General features: G+C 72.5%; 26 protein-coding genes, 2 pseudogenes and 1 riboswitch. Of the genes and pseudogenes, 15 read left to right on the top strand and 13 right to left on the bottom strand.

What is annotated here, in order from left to right:
* The 4 genes from IE249_RS08120 to bioB form a co-directional block, all read right to left on the bottom strand.
* Positions 1–691: class I SAM-dependent methyltransferase (locus IE249_RS08120; RefSeq protein ID WP_189704083.1), on the bottom strand; the 691-nt coding region annotated here is incomplete at its 3' end.
* 49 nt (positions 692–740) lie between these two features.
* On the bottom strand, positions 741–1,484 hold the full coding sequence (gene bioD / locus IE249_RS08115; RefSeq protein ID WP_189704082.1) for a dethiobiotin synthase: 744 nt from the start codon (positions 1,482–1,484) through the stop codon (positions 741–743).
* 1 nt (position 1,485) lies between these two features.
* Positions 1,486–2,775, bottom strand: a complete 1,290-nt coding sequence (locus IE249_RS08110; protein ID WP_189704081.1) for an adenosylmethionine--8-amino-7-oxononanoate transaminase — start codon at positions 2,773–2,775, stop codon at positions 1,486–1,488.
* Positions 2,768–4,027 (bottom strand): biotin synthase BioB, encoded by a 1,260-nt coding sequence (gene bioB, locus IE249_RS08105; protein ID WP_189704080.1) that lies wholly within the window; start codon positions 4,025–4,027, stop codon positions 2,768–2,770. The genes IE249_RS08110 and bioB overlap by 8 nt, the downstream gene beginning before the upstream one ends.
* A gap of 147 nt (positions 4,028–4,174) precedes the next feature.
* On the opposite strand from bioB, the gene IE249_RS08100 reads away from it, so the two are divergent.
* Positions 4,175–5,302 (top strand): 8-amino-7-oxononanoate synthase, encoded by a 1,128-nt coding sequence (locus IE249_RS08100; RefSeq protein ID WP_189704079.1) that lies wholly within the window; start codon positions 4,175–4,177, stop codon positions 5,300–5,302.
* Between the two features lie 54 nt (positions 5,303–5,356).
* Here the strand turns inward: IE249_RS08100 and IE249_RS08095 are convergent, their stop codons facing one another.
* Positions 5,357–5,596 carry a DUF397 domain-containing protein gene (locus IE249_RS08095; protein WP_189704078.1) on the bottom strand — a complete coding sequence of 80 codons (240 nt, stop codon included), beginning with the start codon at positions 5,594–5,596 and terminating at the stop codon, positions 5,357–5,359.
* 9 nt (positions 5,597–5,605) lie between these two features.
* Positions 5,606–6,484, bottom strand: coding sequence for a helix-turn-helix domain-containing protein (locus tag IE249_RS08090; protein WP_189704077.1), 879 nt, complete (start codon positions 6,482–6,484; stop codon positions 5,606–5,608).
* Positions 6,485–6,698: 214 nt separating this feature from the next.
* On the opposite strand from IE249_RS08090, the gene IE249_RS08085 reads away from it, so the two are divergent.
* Positions 6,699–7,163, top strand: coding sequence for an ATP-binding protein (locus IE249_RS08085; protein ID WP_189704076.1), 465 nt, complete (start codon positions 6,699–6,701; stop codon positions 7,161–7,163).
* A 13-nt stretch (positions 7,164–7,176) separates the two neighbouring features.
* Here the strand turns inward: IE249_RS08085 and IE249_RS08080 are convergent, their stop codons facing one another.
* Both IE249_RS08080 and IE249_RS08075 read right to left on the bottom strand, forming a co-directional pair.
* Positions 7,177–7,650 carry a C40 family peptidase gene (locus IE249_RS08080; RefSeq protein WP_189704075.1) on the bottom strand — a complete coding sequence of 158 codons (474 nt, stop codon included), beginning with the start codon at positions 7,648–7,650 and terminating at the stop codon, positions 7,177–7,179.
* Positions 7,651–7,653: 3 nt separating this feature from the next.
* Positions 7,654–7,835: riboswitch (cyclic di-AMP (ydaO/yuaA leader) on the bottom strand.
* A 368-nt stretch (positions 7,836–8,203) separates the two neighbouring features.
* Positions 8,204–8,398, bottom strand: a pseudogene (locus tag IE249_RS08075) (hypothetical protein); the annotation flags it as partial.
* A 144-nt stretch (positions 8,399–8,542) separates the two neighbouring features.
* Between IE249_RS08075 and IE249_RS08070 the strand changes: the two are divergent.
* The 7 genes from IE249_RS08070 to IE249_RS08040 all read left to right on the top strand — a co-directional run bounded on the left by IE249_RS08070 (position 8,543) and on the right by IE249_RS08040 (position 14,941).
* The gene (locus tag IE249_RS08070) at positions 8,543–8,845 is read left to right on the top strand and encodes an urease subunit gamma (protein WP_189704074.1); all 303 of its coding nucleotides are present in this window, start codon (positions 8,543–8,545) and stop codon (positions 8,843–8,845) included.
* 12 nt (positions 8,846–8,857) lie between these two features.
* On the top strand, positions 8,858–9,169 hold the full coding sequence (locus IE249_RS08065) for an urease subunit beta (RefSeq protein WP_189704073.1): 312 nt from the start codon (positions 8,858–8,860) through the stop codon (positions 9,167–9,169).
* Positions 9,162–10,883 (top strand): urease subunit alpha, encoded by a 1,722-nt coding sequence (locus tag IE249_RS08060; protein ID WP_189704072.1) that lies wholly within the window; start codon positions 9,162–9,164, stop codon positions 10,881–10,883. The genes IE249_RS08065 and IE249_RS08060 overlap by 8 nt, the downstream gene beginning before the upstream one ends.
* Positions 10,884–10,911: 28 nt before the next feature.
* Entirely contained in the window at positions 10,912–11,586 is a 675-nt protein-coding gene (locus tag IE249_RS08055; protein ID WP_189704071.1) for an urease accessory protein UreF, read from the top strand.
* 129 nt (positions 11,587–11,715) lie between these two features.
* Positions 11,716–12,399 carry an urease accessory protein UreG gene (gene ureG / locus IE249_RS08050; RefSeq protein ID WP_189704070.1) on the top strand — a complete coding sequence of 228 codons (684 nt, stop codon included), beginning with the start codon at positions 11,716–11,718 and terminating at the stop codon, positions 12,397–12,399.
* 4 nt (positions 12,400–12,403) lie between these two features.
* Positions 12,404–13,177 (top strand): urease accessory protein UreD, encoded by a 774-nt coding sequence (locus tag IE249_RS08045; protein ID WP_189704069.1) that lies wholly within the window; start codon positions 12,404–12,406, stop codon positions 13,175–13,177.
* A 165-nt stretch (positions 13,178–13,342) separates the two neighbouring features.
* Complete coding sequence (locus IE249_RS08040) at positions 13,343–14,941, top strand: alpha/beta hydrolase (protein WP_189704068.1); 1,599 nt, start codon at positions 13,343–13,345, stop codon at positions 14,939–14,941.
* A 123-nt stretch (positions 14,942–15,064) separates the two neighbouring features.
* On the opposite strand, the gene IE249_RS08035 is transcribed toward IE249_RS08040, so the two are convergent.
* Complete coding sequence (locus IE249_RS08035) at positions 15,065–15,790, bottom strand: lysophospholipid acyltransferase family protein (protein WP_189704067.1); 726 nt, start codon at positions 15,788–15,790, stop codon at positions 15,065–15,067.
* Positions 15,791–16,039: 249 nt separating this feature from the next.
* Here IE249_RS08035 and IE249_RS08030 point away from each other — a divergent pair, with 249 nt between their 5' ends.
* Together IE249_RS08030 and IE249_RS08025 are read left to right on the top strand one after the other, a co-directional pair.
* Positions 16,040–16,693 carry a DedA family protein gene (locus tag IE249_RS08030; protein ID WP_189704066.1) on the top strand — a complete coding sequence of 218 codons (654 nt, stop codon included), beginning with the start codon at positions 16,040–16,042 and terminating at the stop codon, positions 16,691–16,693.
* Between the two features lie 121 nt (positions 16,694–16,814).
* Positions 16,815–17,321 (top strand): DUF4396 domain-containing protein, encoded by a 507-nt coding sequence (locus tag IE249_RS08025; RefSeq protein ID WP_189704065.1) that lies wholly within the window; start codon positions 16,815–16,817, stop codon positions 17,319–17,321.
* Positions 17,322–17,340: 19 nt separating this feature from the next.
* On the opposite strand, the gene IE249_RS08020 is transcribed toward IE249_RS08025, so the two are convergent.
* Positions 17,341–17,643 (bottom strand): hypothetical protein, encoded by a 303-nt coding sequence (locus IE249_RS08020; RefSeq protein WP_189704064.1) that lies wholly within the window; start codon positions 17,641–17,643, stop codon positions 17,341–17,343.
* Positions 17,644–17,825: 182 nt separating this feature from the next.
* Between IE249_RS08020 and IE249_RS08015 the strand changes: the two genes are divergently transcribed.
* Entirely contained in the window at positions 17,826–18,245 is a 420-nt protein-coding gene (locus IE249_RS08015) for a CBS domain-containing protein (RefSeq protein ID WP_189704063.1), read from the top strand.
* 56 nt (positions 18,246–18,301) lie between these two features.
* On the opposite strand, the gene rocD is transcribed toward IE249_RS08015, so the two are convergent.
* From rocD to IE249_RS08000, 3 genes are all read right to left on the bottom strand, one after another.
* Positions 18,302–19,522, bottom strand: coding sequence for an ornithine--oxo-acid transaminase (gene rocD, locus IE249_RS08010; RefSeq protein WP_189704062.1), 1,221 nt, complete (start codon positions 19,520–19,522; stop codon positions 18,302–18,304).
* Positions 19,522–20,331, bottom strand: a complete 810-nt coding sequence (gene ddaH, locus IE249_RS08005) for a dimethylargininase (protein WP_189704061.1) — start codon at positions 20,329–20,331, stop codon at positions 19,522–19,524. Before ddaH ends, rocD begins: the two co-directional genes overlap by 1 nt.
* A gap of 124 nt (positions 20,332–20,455) precedes the next feature.
* Positions 20,456–20,959 (bottom strand): Lrp/AsnC family transcriptional regulator, encoded by a 504-nt coding sequence (locus tag IE249_RS08000; RefSeq protein ID WP_189704060.1) that lies wholly within the window; start codon positions 20,957–20,959, stop codon positions 20,456–20,458.
* An 87-nt stretch (positions 20,960–21,046) separates the two neighbouring features.
* On the opposite strand from IE249_RS08000, the gene IE249_RS07995 reads away from it, so the two are divergent.
* The 3 genes and pseudogenes from IE249_RS07995 to IE249_RS36620 form a co-directional block, all read left to right on the top strand.
* The gene (locus IE249_RS07995) at positions 21,047–21,802 is read left to right on the top strand and encodes a LytR/AlgR family response regulator transcription factor (protein WP_189704059.1); all 756 of its coding nucleotides are present in this window, start codon (positions 21,047–21,049) and stop codon (positions 21,800–21,802) included.
* Positions 21,803–21,815: 13 nt separating this feature from the next.
* Positions 21,816–22,175, top strand: coding sequence for a hypothetical protein (locus IE249_RS07990; protein WP_189704058.1), 360 nt, complete (start codon positions 21,816–21,818; stop codon positions 22,173–22,175).
* 16 nt (positions 22,176–22,191) lie between these two features.
* A pseudogene (locus IE249_RS36620) lies at positions 22,192–23,093 on the top strand (sodium:solute symporter family transporter); the annotation flags it as partial.

Below are 23,093 nucleotides of genomic sequence, written 5' to 3'. Positions count from 1 at the left end.
TCACCGGCTCACCGGACTCCGGCCGCCACGCCGTGCCCAGTGAGCAGTACGAGCTCGGCAGGGCCGGCCCCTTCTCCGGCATGAGCACCCGGCGGTAGGGCCCGAGCCCGAATCCGGCGTCCCGCAGCGCGGCCACCGGATCGCGGGCCAGATGGCAGCCGCCGCTCAGCAGCGGCCACACCGTGCCGTCCAGGGCGCGCTGGGTCAGGCCCATCGCCCGGCCGCCGCCCCTGCCGTGCTCGAAGAAGCGGACCTCGCCGCCCGGCCGCAGCACCCGGCGCACCTCGCCGAGCGCCCGGGGCACATCGCGCACGCTGCACAGCACCAGGCAGAGCACCACGGCGTCGAAGGCCTCGCTCTTGACCGGCAACGCCTCCGCGCAGCCCGGCACCACGTCGACCGGGACCTCGGCACGCAGGGCCGCCTCCACCGCCCGCTGCCGCAGCAGCCGCTCCGGTTCGACGGCGACGACCTCCGCGACCGTGCCGGGGTAGCGGGCGAAGTTCAGCCCGTTGCCCGCGCCGATCTCCAGAACCCGCCCGGAGAGCCCGGTGAGCAGCCGCTCCCGCATCCCGGCCATGCCCAGCCTGGTCTCCGCGGCCACGGCGGCGCGGGCGTAGTAGCGCGCGAAGAGCGGGTGGTGGACGGGGTCCGGCGCGACCTTGCCGGCGCCCACGGACCGTATCGGCATGGAGACCTCCCGAGCGGACGTGCCTACCGGGAGTGTCCCCCGTGGAGGCTCAGCGCACGCCCGCCGGGGCGAACGGCGCGGGGCACTCGCGCACCGTGAACGCCTCCGCGTCCCACCTGCCGTTCAGGCGGGGCGCCAGCCAGTCCGGGGCCGCCGCGCGGAATCCGCCGGGCGCGAGCGAACCCGCGCCCTCCGGCAGCGCGCCGAGCAGGGGAGCGCCGGCCACCTGCGGAAGGTCGGCCAGGTTGCAGCGGGCGGCGAGGTCGGGTTCGGCGGGCCAGCTGCCGATCACCACGCCGAGCGGGTCCAGCTCGCGGCGCCGCAGTTCCCGTACGGTCAGCTCGGTCGTGTTCAGGGTGCCGAGCCCCGCCTGGGCGACGACCAGCACCGGGGCGCGCAGCAGCTCGGCCACGTCCGCGAGCGTGCCGCCCTCCTCGTCGAACCGTACGAGCAGCCCGCCCGCGCCCTCCACCAGCACCAGGTCGTGCTCCGCGGCCAGCCCGGCGGCCGCCTCGGCCACCTGCTGCGGGCGCACCGGGGCGCGCCCGGCCCGCACGGCCGCCGTGCCGGGCGCCAACGGCTCGGGGTAGCGGGCCACTTCGGCCGTCGTCACCGGTCCGGCGAGCCGCGCGACCTCGTCGGCGTCGCCGCGCTCGTCCGGGCGTACCCCGGTCTGCGCGGCCTTCAGTACGGCCACCGACCGGCCGGCCGCGAGCGCCGCGGCGGCGACCGCGGCCGTCGTGACCGTCTTGCCGACCTCCGTGCCCGTGCCCGTGATCACCAGTACCGGCATCTCAACCCTCCTGTGCCGCCGCGCACACCGCGCGCGCGATCCGTGCCAGGTCCGCGTCGCCCGTGACGAACGGCGGCATCGTGTAGACCAGGTCCCGGAACGGCCGCAGCCACACGCCCTCGCGCACGGCGGCCCGGGTCGCCGCCGTCATGTCCACCTCGTGGTCGAGCTGGACCACCCCGATGGCGCCCAGGACGCGCACGTCCCGCACCCCGTCGAGGCCGCCCGCCGGGGCGAGCCCGTCGCGCAGACCCGCCTCGATCCGTTTCACCTCGGTGCGCCAGTCCTGGCCGAGCAGCAGCTCGACCGAGGCGCACGCCACCGCGGCCGCCAGCGGGTTGCCCATGAACGTCGGGCCGTGCGCCAGCACCGGCACCTCGCCGCGCGAGATGCCGTCGGCCACCCGCGCGGTGCACAGGGTCGCCGCCATCGTCATATAGCCGCCGGTGAGCGCCTTGCCCACGCACATCACATCGGGTGTCACGGCCGCGTGCCCGGCCGCGAACAGTTCGCCGGTACGGCCGAATCCGGTGGCGATCTCGTCGAAGACGAGCAGCACGCCGTGCGCGTCGCACGCCTCGCGCAGCGTCCGCAGATACGCGGGGGAGTGGAAGCGCATCCCGCCCGCGCCCTGCACCACCGGCTCGACGATCACGGCGGCCAGTTCGCCGGCGTGCCGTTCGATCAGGTCGTGCAGATGAGCGGCGTACGACTCCTCGTACGCCGCCGGCGGCGGGTCGGCGAAGACCTGCCGCGGCAGCACGCCCGACCACAGCTCGTGCATCCCGCCCTCGGGGTCGCACACGGACATCGGCTGCCAGGTGTCGCCGTGGTAGCCGCCGCGCCAGGTCAGCAGCCGCCGCTTCTCCGGGCGGCCCAGCGAACGCCAGTACTGCAGGCACATCTTGACCGCCACCTCGACCGACACCGAGCCGGAGTCGGCGAGGAACACATGCTCCAGACCGTCGGGCGACATGTCGACAAGGAGCTTCGCCAGGCGGACGGCGGGCTCGTGGGTGAGCCCGCCGAACATGACGTGGCTCATGCGCGAAAGCTGCTCGCGGGCGGCCTCGTTGAGCACCGGGTGGTTGTAGCCGTGGATCGCGGCCCACCAGGACGACATGCCGTCCACCAGCTCGCCCGATCCGTCCGCGAGCCTCAGCCGCACCCCGCTCGCCGACTCCACGACGAGCGGCTCCCGGCGACCCGGCATCGGGCCGTACGGGTGCCAGACGTGCCGGCGGTCCAGGTCCAGCAGTTCGGGCACGCCCAGGGCCGGCGCCTCAGGCATTGGGCGCGAGATCCGTTCCGGCGCCCCGGCGGCGTACGGCCACGAGGTCCGTACGGGGGTCGCCCGCCGCCTTCGTCCCCGCGGCGGGCGCCGCGGCGGAACCGCACACTCCGCCGGCCTCGTGCGACCCGCACCCGGCGGCCTCGCGGGACCCGCGTCCACCGGCCTCGTGCGACCCGCACCCCGCGCCCTCAGCCGGGCCGCACCCGGCGCCCTCGTGCGAACCGCAGATCCCGGCCCCGGCCGCCGCGCGGTGCTCCGGCAGCGTCACCTCGCCGGTGCCCTCCACCTCGAAGCCGGCGTCGGCGATCATCTCCAGGTCGGCCTTGCCGGCCTGGCCCTCGCTGGTCAGGTAGTCGCCGAGGAAGATGGAGTTGGCCAGGTTCAGGGCGAGCGGCTGCATGCTGCGCAGGTGCACCTCGCGGCCGCCCGCGATCCGGACCTCCACGTCGGGACAGACGAACCGCACCATCGCGAGGATTCGCAGACAGCGCTGCGGGGTCAGGTTCCACTCCTTGGCGAGCGGGGTCCCCTCGAACGGGATCAGGAAGTTCACCGGAACGGAGTCCGGGTCCAGCTCGCGCAGCGAGTACACGACGTCGACGAGGTCCTCGTCGCTCTCGCCCATGCCGGCGATCAGACCGGAGCACGCGGACAGACCGGCCGCGTGCGCCTTGTTCACCGTCTCCACCCGGTCGGCGTAGGTGTGGGTGGTGGTGATGTCGCCGTAGGTCGACTCGGAGGTGTTGAGGTTGTGGTTGTAGGCGTCGGCGCCGGCCGCGCGCAGCCGCTCGGCCTGTCCGTCGGAGAGCAGGCCGAGGCAGGCGCAGACCTCGACGCCCTCGTTCTGCTCCTTGATCGCCTTGATGGTGTCGGAGACCCGGTCCACGTCACGGTCCGTCGGACCGCGCCCGCTGGCCACCAGGCACACCCGCTTGGCGCCGCCCGCCAGCCCGGCCGCGGCGGCCTTCGAGGCGTCGTCGGGCTTGAGCCAGGTGTACTTGAGGATGTCGGCCTTGGAGCCGAGGCGCTGCGAGCAGTAGGAGCAGTCCTCGGGACACAAGCCCGACTTGAGGTTGACGAGGTAGTTCAGTTTCACCCGCCGTCCGAACCAGTGGCGGCGCACCTTTCCGGCCGCGGCCACCACGTCGAGCAGGTCGTCGTCGGAGGTGGCCAGCACGGCCAGAGCTTCCTCGCGGGTCGGCAGCTCGCGCCGAAGCCCCTTGTCCACCAGCGTGTTCAGCAGGTCCATGGAAGCCGATCCTGTCCTACGGGGCCGCCCCGGGCCAAGGAGACTTTGCACAACAGAGACGCATCGACGTGTGGGTATTGCCACACCATGGGCGGCCGGTCCGCCCGCTAGTGTCTGTCCACTGCCTACAAAAGCCCCGGAGGAGCCATGGCGTTCGGCTGGATCGACGAGCAGGCGGACGCGCGCCGCCGGGCCGGGCTCGTACGGACGCTGCGCCCCCGCCCGGCCGACTCGCCGCTGCTGGACCTGGCGAGCAACGACTACCTGGGGCTGGCCCGCCATCCGGAGGTCACCGGGGCGGCCGCGGCCGCGGCGCACACCTGGGGCGGCGGCTCCACCGGCTCCCGGCTGGTGACCGGGACCACCGAGCTGCACACCGAACTGGAGCGCGAACTGGCCGAATTCTGCGGCTTCGAGGCGGCGCTCGTCTTCTCCTCCGGCTACGCCGCGAACCTCGCCGCGGTCACCGCGCTCGCCCCGCACGGCACGCTGGTCGTGTCCGACGCGGGCAACCACGCCTCGCTGATCGACGGCTGCCGGCTGGCCCGGGGCTCCACCCAGGTCGTCCCGCACGCCGATCCGGAGGCCGCGCGCAAGGCGCTGGCGACGCACGACGGGCCGGCGGTCCTCGTGTCCGACACGGTGTTCTCGGTGGACGGCGACGCCGCCCCGCTGGGCGAGTTCGCGGCGGTGTGCCGGGAGCGCGGTGCGGGCCTGGTCGTCGACGACGCCCACGGGCTGGGCGTCCTCGGTCCCGGGGGCCGGGGCGCCGCGCGGGCGGCCGGCCTCGCGGGCGCCGCGGACGTGGTCGTGACGGTCACGCTGTCCAAGTCGCTCGGCAGCCAGGGCGGGGCGGTCCTAGGTCCCGCGCGGGTCGTCGACCACCTGGTCAACGCGGCCCGTACGTTCATCTTCGACACCGGCCTCGCCCCCGCGGCGGCGGGCGCGGCCCTGGCGGCGCTGCGTCTGCTGCGCCGCGAGCCCGGACGGGCGGCACGCGCGCGTGAGGTGGCGGCCGAACTCCACGCACGGCTGACCGCCGCGGGTCTGGAGGCGGTGCGTCCGGACGCCGCGGTGGTCTCCGTGCGGGCTCCGTCCCCGGAGGGGGCCGTGCGGTGGGCGGCCGACTGCCGGGCCGCCGGGCTCGCCGTGGGCTGCTTCCGTCCTCCTTCCGTGCCCGACGGTGTCTCACGGCTGAGGCTGACCGCCCGGGGTGACCTCTCCGGGGATCAGATCGAACGCGCTGTACGGGTCATCGGCGAGACACGACCATGAGTCGGCGTGACACGGCCGGGCGTCGCCGGGCTGAGAAGTACTGGGGCCTGGGTGCTAGAGGTACTGATCGCGGTGCACGGCGGCCGTGAAGTCCGCCCAGCTCCCGGGGGAGAAGAGCAGCGCGGGCCCGGCCGGGTCCTTGGAGTCGCGCACGGCGAGCAGTCCGGCCCCCGGCCCCGAGGCCGGCCGGGCCGTCTCCACGCAGTTGTTGGCTCCGGTGCTGTAGCTGCTGCGCAGCCATCGCACGCCGTGCAGGTCGGTGCTGGACGGTACGTTCCGAGGCAGAGCGGACATGGTGCCTCCTTAGCGCGGTGACGCGCCGCCACTGATGCCGGCGCATCGGGCGATGAAATCGAACGAGTCCTCGGGCGAGAGGGCGTGGCGCCCAAGGGCGTCGAAGGCCTCTGTGTAGGCCTCCAGGTCTTCTTTCCGTTCGAGGTAGAGGCTACTCGTCAAGTGGTCGAGAACAACTACGTCCAGATCAGAAGTGTTCGAAAATGAGAAGATAACGAAAGGCCCGGTGAGGCCGATGTGCGCCCCCGAGCCGAACGGCAGTACCTGCAACCGCACTTGGGGCAGCCGGGCGGCCTCCGCCAGCCGCTCCAGCTGACGTGCCATCACCTCCGGCCCGCCGATCTCCCGGCGCAGCACGGCCTCGTCCAGCACCGCGCTCAGCCGCAGCGGCTGCTCGGCCCGCAGCACGTCCTGCCGCGCCAGCCGCACCTCCACCAGCGCGTCGAGCCGCTCGTCGTCGAGTCCCTCCACGGCGGCCCGGGTGACCGCGCGGGCGTACTCGGGGGTCTGCAGCAGCCCGGGCACGACCGAGGTCTCCAGGGTGCGCATCGCGCTCGCCTGCGACTCCAGACTGATGAAGTCGCGGTAGGCGGGCGGCAGTACGCCCCGGTACGCGTGCCACCAGTGGTCCCGGCCGCCGCCGTCCTCGGAGCCCGCCAGCACCAGCAGCAACTCGCGCAACTGGGCGTCCCGTACCGCGTAGGCGTCCAGCAGTAACCGCACATCGGCCGGTTTCACCCCGCTCGCGCCCGTCTCGATCCGGCTGACCTTCGACTGGTGCCAGCCCACCAGCCGGGCCGCCTGGCCACTGGTGAGGCCGGCGCCGGCGCGCAGCGCGCGCAGTTCGGCGCCCAGTTTCCGGCGGCGGACCGCGGGACCGTGCTGCATGGGCTACTCCCTACTCCTTCCGGGCCGCCCCAATACGGTCTGCCGTCGCAGAGTTCACCGCTTCGAGCGACAGATATATGCATATCTTGGTGGATCGCCACCCAGGACACGCGCGGTGATGGCAGTCTGACGACGAAGCACCAGTCCGGGACCGTACTCGAACCATCCGCTCCGTGTCGGACTCGCGGTCCCATGGGAAAGGGACGACGTCGCCATGGCAGACCATCTGGAAGCATCCGTCACTCTGCCGAGCGATCCCGCCTCGGTCTCCGCTGCCCGGGCCTACGCCCTGGGCACCCTGGCGGAGTGGGGCATGCCGGCGGAGGCGGACACCTGCGACACGGTCCGGCTCATCGTCTCCGAACTCGCCACCAACGCCGTGCAGCACACGTTCGGGCAGTCGCCCACCTTCACGGTGAACCTCGCCCTGGAGCGTGACGAACAGTTGCGCATCGGGGTCACCGACAGCCATCCGCGGTTCCCCAAACGCCTGCCGGCCGCTGTCCAGCAGGACAACGGCCGGGGCATGGTGATCATCCGGTGGCTCACCGCGGAGTGCGGCGGCCGGCTGACCGTGCGGCCCACCCGTGAGGGCGGCAAGACGGTCAGCATCGAGCTCCCGTGGTGCGCCCCGGCGCGCCCGGTCACGGCTGCGGGCCAGGGCCAGCAGGAGCCGTAGAGCCGCCCGCGGGTCAGTTCACCCGGCCGTACCACACGCTCTTCGTCCAGATCTTCTGCAGCCGCACCACGTCCCCGGTCTTCGGGGCGTGCCAGATCTTGCCGCCGCCGGCGTAGATGCCGACGTGGTAGACGTACGAACCCGAATGGAAGAACACCAGGTCCCCGGCCCGGCGGCTCCTCGCGGAGATGTGGTGGGTCTTGTTGTACTGCTGGGCCGCAGTGCGGGGCAGCTTCTTGCCCGCCTTCTTGAACGAGTACAGCGTCAGCCCGGAGCAGTCGAACCTGCGGGGCCCCGTGGCACCCCACTGGTAGGGCGAGCCCTTCTTGGACGCCGCGACCTGCAGCGCCTTCGTCCCCAGAGTGGCTGCCGACGCCTCGGAGGCCACGCCGGGAACCACGATGGAGCCACCCACGGCGGCGATGGTCAGGGCGGAGGCCGTGCCGGCCCGGGCCATCAGCGACGGGACACGATTGAGCGCAGTCATGCGCAACCCTTCGTCAGCCGCCTGTGAAGGATGACCTGTCGGATTCGGGCTGGCGAAGTTGCCCGGCCGCGTTGCCGCGGCTTCACCCCAAGGGCTGCTCGGTCCGGTCATGGCGTGACCGTTCCGGCGACCCGTCGTGCTTGGGTCCTCCACTCCTGCCGATCCACTTCCGTCGACCGGTCATCCGCGCGGCGGCAGGACTCGGCGTCCGCCCGGATCGCCCCGCCGCTGTGGCGGGGGCTTGTCGTCAGACAGGGATCTTCACCTACGGATGTCCGAAAATCCCAACGGAACCGGGGATTTGTGTTGTTACTCACCACTCACCCGTTCGGGTGGACACCCGCGCGTTCGAACGGCCGTGTCCTTTCATGACGAGCCCCGGACCAGCACCGGAACACTCCATTCCGCCATCCGGGCACGCGCGTTGCGCAAGCCGGACGGCCCCCAAAAAAGGGCGTGTTCCTACGCTGAAAGGGGGTACGTCATTTGGTCCGTTTCGACTCAGCGATCCGCGCCTCGTCGTCGCCGGGGGCGACGCGCGCCGGAGGGTGCGTCAACTGCCGTCGCCGGGCGGGACAGTGACGCGGGCGGTACGCCGCTCCCCGTCCAGCGCGCGCAGCGCCCGCGCAAGGGTGGCCGCGTGCAACTCCGTCTCGCCCCGTTGGTGCATCAGGGTGAGCGCGTCGCGCAGTTCCGCCGCCCGCCCCACGAGCGCCTGAGCGGCCCTCAGGCCCCGCAGCCCGTCGCCCCGGTCTGCGCGGCCGGCCTGGAACGGCTCGAGAGAGCCAAGGGGCCCGGCGCCGCGCGGTTAACGTCGCCGAAACCCCGGCGGGCTAGCCTGCCGGTCCAGCCGGGCCCCGCACGGTCCGGCGCCGGGAAGGCGAGGTGGCACGTGCAACTGACCCCGCACGAGCAGGAGAGGCTGCTCATCCATGTGGCGGCCGACGTGGCCGGGAAGCGGCGGGCCCGAGGGCTGAGACTCAATCACCCGGAGGCGGTCGCGCTGATCACCTCGCACGTCCTCGAGGGCGCCCGCGACGGCCGTACCGTCGCCGAACTCATGGCCTCCGGACGGACCCTGCTCACCAGGGACGACGTCATGGAGGGCATCCCGGAGCTGGTCCACGACGTCCAGGTCGAGGCCACCTTCCCCGACGGCACCAAGCTCGTGACCGTCCACGAGCCGATCGTCTGAGGGGCCGCGGCCGTGATTCCCGGAGAGATCCTCCACGCCGACGACCCGGTCGTCCTCAACGAGGGCCGCGAGGTCACCCGGCTGACCGTCCTCAACGCCGCCGACCGGCCCGTCCAGGTCGGCTCCCACTACCACTTCGCCGAGGCCAACCCGGGACTCTGCTTCGACCGCGCCGCCGCGCACGGCAAGCGCCTCGGCATCGCCGCCGGCACCTCCGTGCGCTTCGAGCCCGGCATCCCGGTCGACGTCGAACTCGTACCGCTGGCCGGCGCCCGGATCGTGCCCGGGCTGCGCGGACTGACCGGGGGCGCCCTCGATGCCTGAGCTCTCCCGCGCCGCCTACGCCGACCTGTTCGGCCCCACCGCGGGCGACCGGATCCGCCTCGCCGACACCGACCTGATCGTCGAGATCGAGGAGGACCGCTGCGGCGGCCCGGGCCGCGCCGGCGACGAGGCCGTCTTCGGCGGTGGCAAGGTGATCCGCGAGTCCATGGGCCAGTCGAGGGTCACCCGCGCCGAAGGCGCCCCGGACACCGTGATCACCGGAGCCGTCGTCATGGACCACTGGGGGATCGTCAAGGCCGACGTGGGCATCCGCGACGGCCGGATCACCGGCATCGGCAAGGCCGGCAACCCCGACACCATGGACGGCGTCCACCCCGACCTCGTCATCGGGCCGGAGACCGAGGTGATCTCGGGCAACGGGCGGATCCTCACCGCGGGCGCCGTCGACGCCCACGTGCACTTCATCTGCCCGCAGATCGCCGACGAGGCGCTGGCCGCCGGGATCACCACGCTCGTCGGCGGCGGCACCGGCCCCGCCGAGGGCTCCAAGGCGACCACCGTGACACCGGGCCCCTGGCACCTGGCGCGCACCCTGGAGGCGCTGGAGGCCCATCCCCTCAACATCGGCCTGCTGGGCAAGGGCAACACCGTCTCCCACGAGGCGATGCTCTCCCAGATCCGCGGCGGCGCCCTGGGCCTGAAACTGCACGAGGACTGGGGGTCCACGCCCGCCGTCATCGACGCCGCGCTCACCGTCGCCGACCGCACCGGCGTCCAGGTCGCCATCCACACCGACACCCTCAACGAGGCCGGATTCGTGGGCGACACGCTCACCGCGATCGACGGGCGCGGCATCCACGCCTACCACACCGAGGGCGCGGGCGGCGGCCACGCCCCCGACATCATGACCGTGGTCTCCGAACCGCACGTGCTGCCCAGCTCCACCAACCCGACGCGCCCGTTCACCGTCAACACCGCCGAGGAACACCTCGACATGCTGATGGTGTGCCACCACCTCAACCCGGCCGTGCCCGAGGACCTGGCGTTCGCGGAGTCACGGATCCGCCCGTCCACGATCGGCGCCGAGGACGTCCTGCACGACCTGGGCGCCATCTCGATCATCTCCTCCGACTCCCAGGCCATGGGACGGATCGGCGAGGTCGTCCTGCGGACCTGGCAGACCGCGCACGTGATGAAGCGCGCCCGGGGCGTCCTCCCGGGCGACGGCCGCGCCGACAACCACCGGGTGCGCCGCTACATCGCCAAGTACACGATCAACCCCGCCCTCGCCCAGGGTCTCGCCCGCGAGATCGGCTCCGTCGAGAGCGGCAAGCTGGCCGACCTGGTGCTGTGGGAGCCCGCGTTCTTCGGAGTGCGGCCGCACCTGGTGATCAAGGGCGGCCAGATCGCGTACGCGCAGATGGGCGACGCCAACGCCTCCATCCCCACCCCGCAGCCCGTCCTGCCGCGGCCGATGTACGGGGCGATCGGGCGGGCGCCGGCCGCCAACTCCCTCAACTTCGTGGCACCGTCGGCCATCGAGGACGGGCTGCCCGAACGGCTGCGGCTGGGCAAGCGCTTCGTCGCCATCGAGTCGACGCGCGCCGTGACCAAGGCGGACATGAGGCAGAACGACGCGCGGCCCCGGGTCGAGGTCGATCCCGACAGCTTCGCCGTCCGCGTCGACGGCGAACTGATCGAGGCGACGCCCGCCGCCGAACTACCCATGGCCCAGCGGTACTTCCTCTTCTGACGAGACGCACGGAGGGAGGGGAGCCACGATGTCGAGGGCAGCGCTTCTCGTCCTGGCCGACGGCCGCTTCCCCGCCGGAGGCCACGCGCACTCCGGCGGGGCCGAGGCGGCCGTCAGGGCCGGGCGCATCACCGGGGCGGCCGAACTGGAGGACTTCTGCCGGGGGCGCCTGCACACGGCCGGCCTGGTCGCGGCCTCCGTCGCGGCGGCCGCCGCGCTCGGCTGCGAACCCGCCGGGCTGGACGCGGCGGCGGACGCGCGGACCCCGTCGCCGGCACTGCGGCTGGCCGCGCGCAGACTGGGGCGCCAGCTGGTGCGGGCCGCCCGGGCGACCTGGCCGTCGCCCGGACTCGACGCTCTCGCACGGGACTTTCCCAAGGGCGCCCACCAGCCGGTGGTGCTCGGGCTCACGGCGCGCGCGGCCGGGCTGGGTCCGGAAGACGCGGCGTACTGCGCGGCGTACGAGAGTGTGAGCGGGCCGGCGACGGCGGTGGTGCGGTTGCTCGGGCTCGATCCGTTCGAAGCGGCGGGTGTGCTCGCGCGGTTGGCGCCGGAGGTGGACGAGGTGGTCGGGCGGGCGGTCGCGGCGGCGCGGGACGCCGCCGTCGAGGGGGTGGATGTGCTGCCCGCGGCGTCGGCGCCGCTGCTCGAGGTGTGCGCCGAGGCGCATGCTGCCTGGTCCGTGCGGTTGTTCGCCTCCTAGCGGCGGGGTCCCCCGGCCCCGTCTGTTGTTGTTCGCTCCGGGGGCTCTGCCCCCGGACCCCCGTTCGGCCTTGACGGCCTCGTCCTCAAGTGCCGGACGGGCCGGCAGTACTCACCCAGGAGCTGCTTCGTGCACCTTGATCACTCTCACGACGCCACCGGCGCTCCCGTCCCCAGTGCCGATGCCCGGCGGCCCGATGGGCGGCGGCGGGCCCTTCGGATCGGGCTCGGTGGGCCCGTCGGGTCGGGGAAGACCGCCACCGTCGCGGCGCTGTGCCGGGCGTTGCGGGAGGAGTTCTCGCTCGCCGTGGTCACCAACGACATCTACACGCGCGAGGACGCGGAATTCCTGCTGCGCGAGGCCGTGCTGCCGCCGGAGCGGATCGCGGCCGTGGAGACCGGTGCCTGCCCGCACACGGCGATCCGGGACGACATCTCGGCCAACCTCGAGGCGGTGGAGGAGCTGGAGGAGGAGACCGGGCCGCTGGACCTGGTGCTCGTGGAGTCCGGCGGGGACAACCTCACCGCGACCTTCTCCAGGGGACTCGTCGACGCGCAGATCTTCGTGATCGACGTCGCCGGCGGGGACGACATCCCGCGCAAGGGCGGCCCCGGTGTCACCACCTCCGACCTGCTCGTCGTCAACAAGACCGACCTGGCGCCGTACGTCGGCTCCGACCTGGCCCGGATGGCCGCCGACGCCAAGGCTGCCCGGGGCGAACTGCCCGTCGTGCTGCAGTCGTTGCGCGGTGAGGGCGGGGTGGGCGAGGTCGCCGCGTGGGTGCGGGCGCGGCTCGCGGCATGGACGGCGTGACACCGTGACGGACACGGCGACGACGGCCGGGGTGCGGGCCACGGCGCGGATCGGTGCTCGCGGTGACGGCCGGGGCGGTACCTGCCTGCCGGTGCTGCGCGGCGAGGGGCCGCTCGCACCGCGGCGGACCCGGGGGAGCGGGGACGAGGCCCACGTCCTGCTCGTGGGCGCGATGGGTGGTCCGCTCGGCGGTGACCGCTTCGCCGTCGAGGCACACGTGGCCGAAGGGGCCCGGCTGCGGGTGGGTTCGGCCGCCGCCACCATCGCCCTGCCCGGTCAGGCCAAGGGCGCGGCCGCGCGGTACGACGTGCGGCTCACGGTCGCGGACGGAGGCGAACTGCACTGGCTGCCCGAGCAGTTGATCTCCGCGCGGGGCAGCGATCTGTACGTCACCACGCGAGCCGAACTCGCCCCGGCCGCCCGGCTGGTGCTGCGCGAGGAGCAGGTACTGGGGCGCGTGGGCGAGGAACCCGGGCGGCTCACCAGTCGTCTTGCCGTGCGGATCGCCGGGCGCACCGTCCTCGACCAGGAGCTGTCCTGCGGGCCCGGGGCGCCGGGCGGCTGGGACGGTCCCGCGGTGCTGGGCGGACACCGGGCCGTGGGGCAACTCGTCCTCGTGCGGCCGGAGTTCGCCAAGGCGCCGGTGGTGGCCCGGGTGCTCGGGGAGGGTGCGGCGGTGGTTCCGCTGGCCGGGCCCGCGGCGCTGGTGACCGCCGTGGCGCCCGACGCGCGGCTGCTGCGCGCGCTGCTGGACCGAGGGCTCGCGGAACTGGGCTGAGCACGGCGCCGAATGGGCCCGGGGAGCCGTCGCGTCTCCGCTCAGCGGAACTCTCCGTGCCGGTTATCGGATTGGCAAAGAAGGTCAACAACCCCTGTTGTCAGGGACCTCACAGCCGGAAGGATCCCCGTATCCCATTCGCAACGATGTACGGGGAGGTCCCACTTGAGGGACATGAGACCGAAGAGCCGGGTGGCGGCGTTCGGTTCGGCCGGTGCGCTGCTCACCGCGACTCTGATCGCCGGGGCCGTCTCGGCGCCCGCCGCGAGCGCGGACAGCCGGCACGGCCAGGACCGCGAGGCCAAGGGCGCCGCGATCGCCGCGGCCCGGGCCGCGAAGGCCGGCATCCACTGGCAGGACTGCCCCGCCGACTGGGGGCTGGCCAAGCCGATCCAGTGCGGTTACGTGTCGGTGCCGCTCGACTACGCCCACCCGTACGGCAAGCAGATCAAGCTCGCCGTCGACCGGATCGGCAACACGGGCACCAAGAAGGAGCGGCAGGGCGCGCTCGTCTACAACCCGGGCGGACCGGGCGGCTCGGGCCTGCGTTTCCCGGCCCGGGTGACCTCCAAGAACCCCGTCTGGGCGAACGTGGCCAAGGCCTACGACTTCGTCGGGTTCGACCCGCGCGGTGTCGGCCACTCCGCGGCCATCTCCTGCATGGACCCGCAGGAGTTCGTCAAGGCGCCCAAGATGGACCCGGTGCCCGACTCCGAGGCCGACAAGCTGGCCCAGCGCAAGCTGGCCCGCGAGTACGCCGAGGGCTGCCTGGACCGCACCGGCCGCGCGATGCTCCAGCAGATGACCACGCCGAACACCGCGCGCGACCTCGACGTCATCCGCGCCGCGCTCGGCGAGAAGAAGATCAACTACCTGGGCGTCTCCTACGGCACCTACCTCGGCGCCGTCTACGGCACCCTGTTCCCGGGCCACATCCGCCGGATGATCGTCGACAGCGTCGTCAACCCGGCGCGGGAGAACATCTGGTACGAGGCCAACCTGGGCCAGGACGTCGCCTTCGAGGGCCGCTGGAAGGACTGGCAGGACTGGGTCGCCAAGAACGACGCCACCTTCCACCTGGGCACCACGCGTGACGCCGTCCAGGCCAAGTGGCTCCAGCTGCGCGCCACCGCGAAGAAGAACCCGATCGGCGGCGTGGTCGGCCCGGCCGAACTGCTCGCCTTCTTCCAGAGCGCCCCGTACTACGACTCCGCGTGGGTCCCGGTGGCGACGGTGTTCAGCAAGTACTACGCCGGCGACACCCAGGCGCTCGTCGACGCGGCCGCTCCCAACATGTCGGACACCGCGGGCAACATCTCCGCGGAGAACGGCAACGCCGTCTACACGGCCGTGGAGTGCACCGACGCCAAGTGGCCCACCAGCTGGAAGAAGTGGGACGCGGACAACACGCGGCTGAACAAGAAGTACCCGTTCCTGACCTGGTCCAACGCATGGATGAACCTGCCGTGCGCCACCTGGCCGGTCAAGCAGCAGACCCCGGTGAACGTCAAGACCGGCAAGGGCCTGCCGCAGGTGCTGATCGTGCAGTCCACGCGTGACGCCGCCACCCCGTACCAGGGCGCCGTCGAACTGCACAAGCGCTTCAAGGGCTCCCGGCTGATCACCGAGAAGGACGCCGGCTCGCACGGCGTCACCGGACTGGTCAACCCGTGCATCAACAACAGGGTGGACGCCTACCTGCTCACCGGCAAGGTGGACAAGGCGGACGTGACCTGCGCTCCGCACGCTACCCCGAAGCCGTAACAAGGGGACCTGACGTGCGAGGGGCGGCCGGGGTTCGACCCCGGCCGCCCCTTCGGCGTGCCCCGCACCTTTCGGCGTGCCCCGCCCCTTTCGCCGTACCGCCCGCCGCCGGCGGCGTGGGCGTCAACCGAGCGGCGCCCTCGGGAACTTGCGTTCCTTCTCGCCCTTGGCCGCCGTTTGCTCCGCCTTGGCCACGGCCGCGTACTGGTCGACGTACTCCTGCTCGGACAGCGACAGGATGGCGTACATGATCTCGTCGGTGACGGCGCGCAGCACCGCCTTCTCGTTCTCCATGCCCGCGTAGCGCGAGAAGTCCAGGGGCCTGCCGAAGCGGATGACGACCGGGTGGATCCGCGGCACCACCTTGCCCGGCGGCTGCGCCTCGAACGTGCCGATCATCGCGCAAGGAACCACCGGGACCTGGGCCTTGAGCGCCATCACCGCGACCCCCACCTTTCCCTTGTAGAGGCGGCCGTCGTGCGAACGGGTGCCCTCGGGGTAGATCCCGAGCAGTTCACCCTTGCGCAGTACCCCGAGCCCCTCGCGGATCGCGGCCTGGCCGGCCTCCTTGCCCGAGCGGTCGACCGGGATCTGCCCCGCGCTGCGGAAGAAGGCGGCGGTGAGGCGGCCCTTGAGGCCCGGGCCCGTGAAGTACTCCGCCTTGGCGAGGAAGGTGATGCGCCGTTTGAGCATCGCCGGCATCAGGAAGTGGTCCGAGAACGACAGATGGTTGCCCGCGACGATGGCCGGACCGGACGCCGGCACGTGCTCGAGCCCCTCGATACGCGGCCGGAAGACCAGCCGCAGCAGCGGTCCCAGCAGGACGTATTTGAGCAGGTAGTAGAACAAGGGGGCGCTCCTCACTCGTGCGGATCTGCTCAACCGCCGCGTTCTCGCAGGTCAACGTGTCTGTCGAATGGGCTGTCAGTGTAAGTGCAGGCACAGGGACGCGGAACCGGTCGCGGCATGGTCAGCCTCGTTCTACTGAGCGGTAGGTATCAAGTCGATCGCTGAGAGTGACGCGATCACAGGGGTTCGTGGCGCGCATGTGGCCCTTGAAACCGCGGTCGCCGATGCGGCACGTCGTACGGTGGGGGAATGGCCCCTCCGCTTCCGGGTCCCCTCGCGCACCTGGCACCGCTGCTCAGCCACTACGGCTACTGGGCCGTGGGGGGCGTGGTCTTCGTGGAGGACTTCGGGATCCCGGCCCCCGGCGAGACGATCCTGATCGCCGCGGGCGTGTACGCCGGGGCCGGCGAGCTCAATGTGATGGTGGTCGGCGCGATCGCCTTCGCGGCCGCCGTCGCCGGGGACAACATCGGGTATCTCATCGGGCACTACGGCGGGCGCGCCTTCGTGCACCGCTGGGGGCGGTACGTCTTCCTGACGCCGGAGAGGTTCGAGAAGGCCGAGCGGTTCTTCGCCCGGCACGGCGGCAAGATCGTCACGGTGGCGCGCTTCATCGAGGGGCTGCGCCAGGCCAACGGCATCATCGCCGGCACCTCGGGCATGCCCTGGCGCCGCTTCATCGTCTTCAACGCGCTCGGCGCGGCCCTGTGGGTGGGCCTGTGGCTGACGATCGCCTACTTCGCCGGCAGTCACATCAACACCGTCTACGACGAGATCACCAAGTACGAGCGGTACCTCTTCATCGCGCTGGGCCTCCTCGCCGTCGCCCTCGTCGTCCGCCATCTGCTGCGGCGGCGCAAGCGGCGCGCGAGTGAGGACGGCGACGACGGCGACGGCCGGTAGAGCCGGAGACGGCGCAGGTGGCGGAAAACCCGTACCCCCAGGAGGGAATACCCCCCGAGGGTATGTGGTTGAGGTGTGCGGAAGCCAGTCAGTAGGCAGTTCAGTCATCAGGGGGAACGGCATGAACCATTCGGCGCACGCCTACCACGGCCATCACCACGGCCATCACCAGGGCCATGAACAACGGCACTCCGGAGTCTCCTGGCGCATGGCCGCCCAGGCGACGCTGCACTGCCTGACCGGGTGCGCCATCGGCGAGGTGCTCGGCATGGTCGTCGGCACCGCCGCCGGTCTGCACAACACGGCCACCGTCGTCGTCTCCGTCGCGCTGGCCTTCGTCTTCGGCTACGCGCTCACCATGCGCGGCGTCCTGCGGGCGGGCCTGCCGCTGCGTGACGCGCTCAAGGTCGCCCTCGCCGCCGACACCGTGTCCATCGCGGTGATGGAACTGATCGACAACACCGTCATGGTCGGGGTGCCCGGGGCGATGGACGCCGGTCTGGCCGACGCCCTGTTCTGGGCGTCGCTCGTCCTCTCCCTCGCCCTGGCCTTCCTGCTGACCACTCCGGTCAACCGGTGGATGATCGGCCGGGGCAAGGGGCACGCGGTCGTGCACGCCTACCACTGACCGGCCCCGCCGGGCCCGTTCAGGGGCGCGGACCGCGGCTCGTGGTCCCGTCCGGCGGGCCCGGCTCCGTCCGGCCGTAGTGCCGGGCGGCCCGGTGCGTGCTCCGGTGGTGCGTCGCGGCGCCGGCCAGGAGGGTCAGGCCCAGGCAGAAGATCAGCGCGAGCGCCAGCCCGGCGCTGAAGATCTCGAGGGTGTTCATCCTGGCGATGTCGTTGCCGAGCATCGACACCGTGTACTCCGGGCCGCCGGACATGTTGCCGGCGATGGCCAGAGCGGTGAAGGCTCCGGTCGCCGGGAGGAGGAGCAGTCCGATGAGCAGCATGGGAGTCATCTCCTCATGGAGTCCCGTTCCCGCGGCGGGTACCCGCGGTCCCCATGGGCAGGCACCCGTCCTGACGGAACGCGCCGGACCGGGCATCCGGCGGGTGCGGCACCGCCCGCGCCGGGTACCCGGCGGGCACAGTGCGGCGAACGGCACCGTAGGACCCGACGAGAGGAGGCGTCATGGCTCAGCACGTACGCGACATCATGACCAGCCATCTGGTGACGGTGGAACCGCAGACCTCGGTGACCACGGTGGCGCAGAAGATGCGCGACGAGGACATCGGAGTGGTCCTGGTGACCGAGGGCGAGGAGTTGCGCGGCCTGGTCAGCGACCGCGACCTGGTGGTGCGGGCGCTGGCGGAGGGCGGCGACCCGGAGCAGCGGACCGTTGCCTCCGCGTGCAGCGGCGACCTGTTCACCGTGACCCCCGACGAGGACCTGGACCAGGCGGTGCGGCTGATGCGCGAGCACTCCGTGCGCCGGGTGCCGGTGGTCGACCACGGGCACGCCGTGGGCATCGTCTCGCTCGGCGACCTGGCCATCGAGCGCGACCCGGGCTCGGCGCTGGGCGACATCAGCGCCGCCAAGTCCAACCAGTAGGGGGCCGGCCCGGGGGCGCCGGCGACCGCGGCCGGCGCCCCCGGGCGTGTCCGGCGTCAGCCCGCCAGTGCCTTCTCCAGGGAGCCGAGGGCCGAGCGCAGCTCCTCCTCGGTGATGGTCAGCGGCGGCGCCAGCCGGATCGTGGAGCCGTGGGTGTCCTTGGCCAGGACGCCCTCCCGCATCAGCCGCTCGCTGATCTCACGTCCGGTGCCGATGGCCGGGTCGACGTCGACGCCCGCCCACAGACCGCGGGCGCGGAAGCCCACCACGCCCTTGCCGACGAGCTCGGAGAGCCCCTCGCGCAGGACGGTCCCGAGTTCCTCGGCCCGGCGCTGGAACTCGCCGGTCTCCAGCAGCTCGACCACCGCCGTGCCGACCGCGGCCGCCAGCGGGTTGCCGCCGAACGTCGACCCGTGCTCGCCCGGCCGCAGCACGCCGAGCACGTCCCGGCTGCCGACGACCGCCGACACCGGCACGATGCCGCCGCCCAGCGCCTTGCCCAGCAGCAGCACGTCCGGCACCACGCCCTCGTGCTCGACGGCGAGGGTGCGGCCGGTGCGGCCGAGACCCGACTGGATCTCGTCGGCCACGAACAGGCAGCCGGCCCGGCGGGTCAGCTCCCGCACCCCGGTGAGGTAGCCCTCGTCCGGGATGATCACGCCGGCCTCGCCCTGGATCGGTTCGATCAGCACGGCGGCCGTGGTCTCGTCGACCGCAGCCTCGAGCGCCGCCAGGTCGTTGTACGGCACGACCTTGAAGCCCGGGGTGAAGGGCCCGAAGCCCGACCGTGCGGTCTCGTCGGTGGAGAAGCTGACGATCGTCGTCGTACGGCCGTGGAAGTTGTCCGCAGCGACCACGATCGTGGCCCGGTCGGCCGGGACGCCCTTGACCTCGTAGGCCCACTTGCGGGCCACCTTGATGCCGCTCTCCACCGCCTCGGCGCCGGTGTTCATCGGCAGCACCATGTCCTGCCCGGTCAGCGCCGCGAGCCGCTCGGCGAAGCCGGCCAGCTTGTCGTTGTGGAAGGCGCGCGACGTGAGCGTGAGCCGGTCGAGCTGGCGGTGGGCCGCCTCGATCAGCGCGGGATGGCGGTGGCCGAAGTTGAGGGCCGAGTAGCCGGCGAGCATGTCGAGGTAGCGGCGGCCCTCGACGTCCTCCACCCAGGTGCCCTCGGCGCCGGAGACGACCACGGGCAACGGGTGGTAGTTGTGCGCGAGGACCGGCTCCTCGGCCTCGATCAGCTCGGCGGAGGTGCGGGTGCGGGCGGGTGCGGTCATCAGCGGATCTCCTGGGTGCAGCACTTGATGCCGCCGCCGGCCTTGTGGAACTCCGACAGGTCGACGGGGACGGGGACGTAACCGTGGCGGGTGAGCTCCTCGGCGAGGGCCGTGGCGCCGGGCGAGATGAACACGTGGCGGCCGTCGGAGACGGAGTTGAGGCCGAAGGACATCGCGTCCTCACGGGTCGCGATCACCGCGTCCGGATAGAGCCGCGCCAGCACCTCACGGCTGCCGGGGGAGAAGGCCTCCGGGTAGTAGGCGATGTTGTCGTCGTCCAGGGCGAACAGCGCCGTGTCCAGGTGGTAGAAGTACGGGTCCACCAGGGTCAGGCCGATGACCGGGACGCCGAAGAACTCCTGCGCCTCACGGTGCGCCTCGCGGGTGGTGCGGAAGCCGGTCCCGGCGAGCACCCAGCGGCCGGCCGGCACGAAGTCGCCCTCGCCCTCGGAGACCGACTCCGGGCGGTAGACGTCGTAGCCCGCCGACTTGAACCAGGTGTCGTAGGGGTGTGACTCCGGGCGCCGCTCCGGCGCGTGGAAGAGGGAGCCGAAGACACGGCCGTCGACGACGACCGCGGCGTTCGCCGCGAACACCATGTCCGGCAGGCCGGGCACGGGCTCCACGGTCTCGACGGTGTGGCCGTGGGCGCGGTAGGCGCCGATCAGCGCCTGCCACTGGGCTTGGGCCAGGGACACGTCGACGTGCTGGTCGGGTCGCATCCAGGGGTTGATCGCGTACTGCACGGCGAAGTGTCTGGGTTCGCAGACGAGATACCGCCGCCGGCGCTGCACACGTGATTCGGGCACGAAGGGGTTCCTCCGCTTCCTGCGGTGTCGACTGTGGGTTGACACAAAGGTAGGAAGTGGGGGATACGCGCGACAAGAAAGAAAAGCTGCGCGTCGGTGCAGGAATGCTGCGTCTTGGAGCCGCTCAGCGCACGTCCGCTGCGTCCACCGGCGCGGCGTGGCTGGCACCCGCCTCCGGGCTGTCCGGCAGCAGGTGGGAGAGCACCATCACGCTGATCGTCTTGCGGATGAACGGCTCCGTGCGGATCCGCTCCAGCACCTCCTCGAAGTGCTCCACGTCCCGCGCCCGCACGTGCAGCAGCGCGTCCGCGCCGCCGGTCACCGTCATCGCCGCCGTGATCTCCGGATGGTTGCGCACCACCTCCGCCAGCCGCCGCGGGGGCGCCGCGCCCTCGCAGTACACCTCCACATAGGCCTCCGTGCGCCAGCCCAGCGCGGACGGCTGCACGGTGGCCGTGAACCCGGTGATCACCCCCGTCTCGCGCAGCCGGTCCACGCGGCGTTTGACGGCGGTCGCGGACAGGCCGATGGCCGCACCGATCTCGGCGAAACTGGTGCGGGCGTTCGCCATCAAGGCGGTGAGGATCTTCCGGTCGAGCTCGTCGAACGGGGCCGTCCTGCTGTTCATGTCCGCACTGTATCCAGCGCTGTCCAGCGAGAACGCCCACGTCCGGGACATGTCCAGGCGCGCTTTTCGCCCCTACACTCCACGTTCATGCTGCGCGCCCTCGCCGTCGACGACGAACGCCCCTCGCTGGAGGAACTGCTCTACCTGCTCAACGCCGACCCGAGGATCGCCGGCGCGGAGGGCGCCGGCGACGCCACCGAGGCGCTGCGCCGCATCAACCGGGCGCTGCAGTCCGGGCCGCACGGACCGGACGCCATCGACGTCGTCTTCCTCGACATCCACATGCCCGGCCTCGACGGCCTCGACCTGGCCCGGCTGCTCACCGGGTTCGCCGAGCCGCCGCTGATCGTGTTCGTCACCGCGCACGAGGACTTCGCCGTCCAGGCCTTCGACCTCAAGGCCGTCGACTACGTCCTCAAACCCGTGCGCACCGAACGGCTCGCCGAGGCCGTCCGGCGCGCCGCCCAGCTGCGCGACGCCGCCCCCCGCATACCCGTCAGCGAGCCCGACCCCGACCACATACCCGTCGAACTCGGCGGGGTGACCCGCTTCGTCGCCGTCGAGGACATCACCCATGTCGAGGCACGCGGCGACTACGCCCGGCTGCACACCGCCAAGGGCAGCCACCTGGTGCGCATCCCGCTGTCCACCCTGGAGGAGCGCTGGCGCTCCCGCGGCTTCGTCCGCATCCACCGCCGCCACCTGGTCGCGCTGCGCCACATCGGCGAACTCCGCCTGGACGCGGGCACGGTGAGCGTGCTCGTGGGAACCGAGGAACTCCAGGTCAGCCGCCGCCACGCGCGCGAGCTGCGGGAGATGCTGATGCGCCGGACCGCGGGCTGAGGGGGCGCACGTCATGCCGCAGGACCCCGCCGAGCGCCGTGCCGTCGTCACCGGCCCGCCCCGCCGCACGCGCCGGGCCCCCGGCCACTACCGCCCGCGCACCGAGATCGACGAACAGACCACCCTCGGGCACACCTATGTGCGCTCCCTGATGCGCTCCCAACTGCGCGCCGGACTCGCCGCGTTCGCCGTGCTCGTGCTGCTGGTCGGCCCGCTGCCGCTGGTCTTCGCGGCCGCCCCCGAGGCCCGCCGCCTCACCTGGACGGTGCTCGGCTTCGGTCTCTACGCCCCGCTGGTGCTGCTCGCCCGCTGGTACGTGCGCCGCGCCGAGCGCAACGAGCGCGACTTCGTCCGCCTCGTCGAGGACCGCTGAGGCCGGCAGAACACCCGTGAACTCCGCCTACACCGTCCCCGCCATCACCCTCGTCGTCGTTGCCACCGTCCTCGTCGGCGCGTTCGGTCTGCGCATCTCCCGCACCACCTCCGACTTCTACGTCGCCTCCCGCACCGTCGGCCCCCGCCTGAACGCGGCCGCCATCAGCGGCGAGTACCTCTCCGCCGCCTCCTTCCTGGGCATCGCGGGACTGGTCCTGGTGCAGGGCCCCGACATGCTCTGGTATCCGGTCGGCTACACGGCCGGATACCTGGTGCTGCTGCTCTTCGTGGCCGCCCCGCTGCGCCGCTCCGGCGCCTACACCCTGCCCGACTTCGCCGAGGCCCGGCTCGCCTCCCAGGGCGTGCGGCGGCTCGCCGGCGCCTTCGTCGTCGGCGTCGGCTGGCTGTACCTGCTGCCGCAGCTCCAGGGCGCCGGGCTGACGCTGGCGGTGCTCACCGGGGCACCCGACGCGCTCGGCGGAGTCATCGTCGCGGTCGTCGTGGTGGCCACCGTCGCCGCCGGCGGCATGCGCAGCATCACCTTCGTCCAGGCCTTCCAGTACTGGCTGAAGCTGACCGCCCTGCTCGTCCCCGCCCTCTTCCTCACGCTGGCCTGGCAGGGCGACGGCGCGCCCCGCCACGCTTTCGACGAGCCGGCCGCCTTCCGCGAGCAGCGCACCGTCCGCGTCGACTCCACCGTCGACCTCACCCTGCGCAGCCCGCTCACCGTCACCGTCAGCGGCACCGTCGACGGCCGCGCCCTCCACGACCGGCGGCTGACCCTCACCGCCGGCACCCACCATGTCGAGCGCGGCGCCGAAATCGCCTTCCCCCGGGGAGCCGCGGTCCCCACGGCCGAGAGGGGCGGCACCGGGGGCATGTCCACCACGCTCGCCTCCGGCCGCGAGGAGCGCCC

Source organism: Streptomyces anandii JCM 4720 (assembly GCF_014650655.1).
GTDB lineage: Bacteria > Actinomycetota > Actinomycetes > Streptomycetales > Streptomycetaceae > Streptomyces > Streptomyces anandii.
The sequence above is the reverse complement of the archived record's forward strand: the minus strand, read 5'-3'. Positions and strand labels throughout refer to the sequence as shown.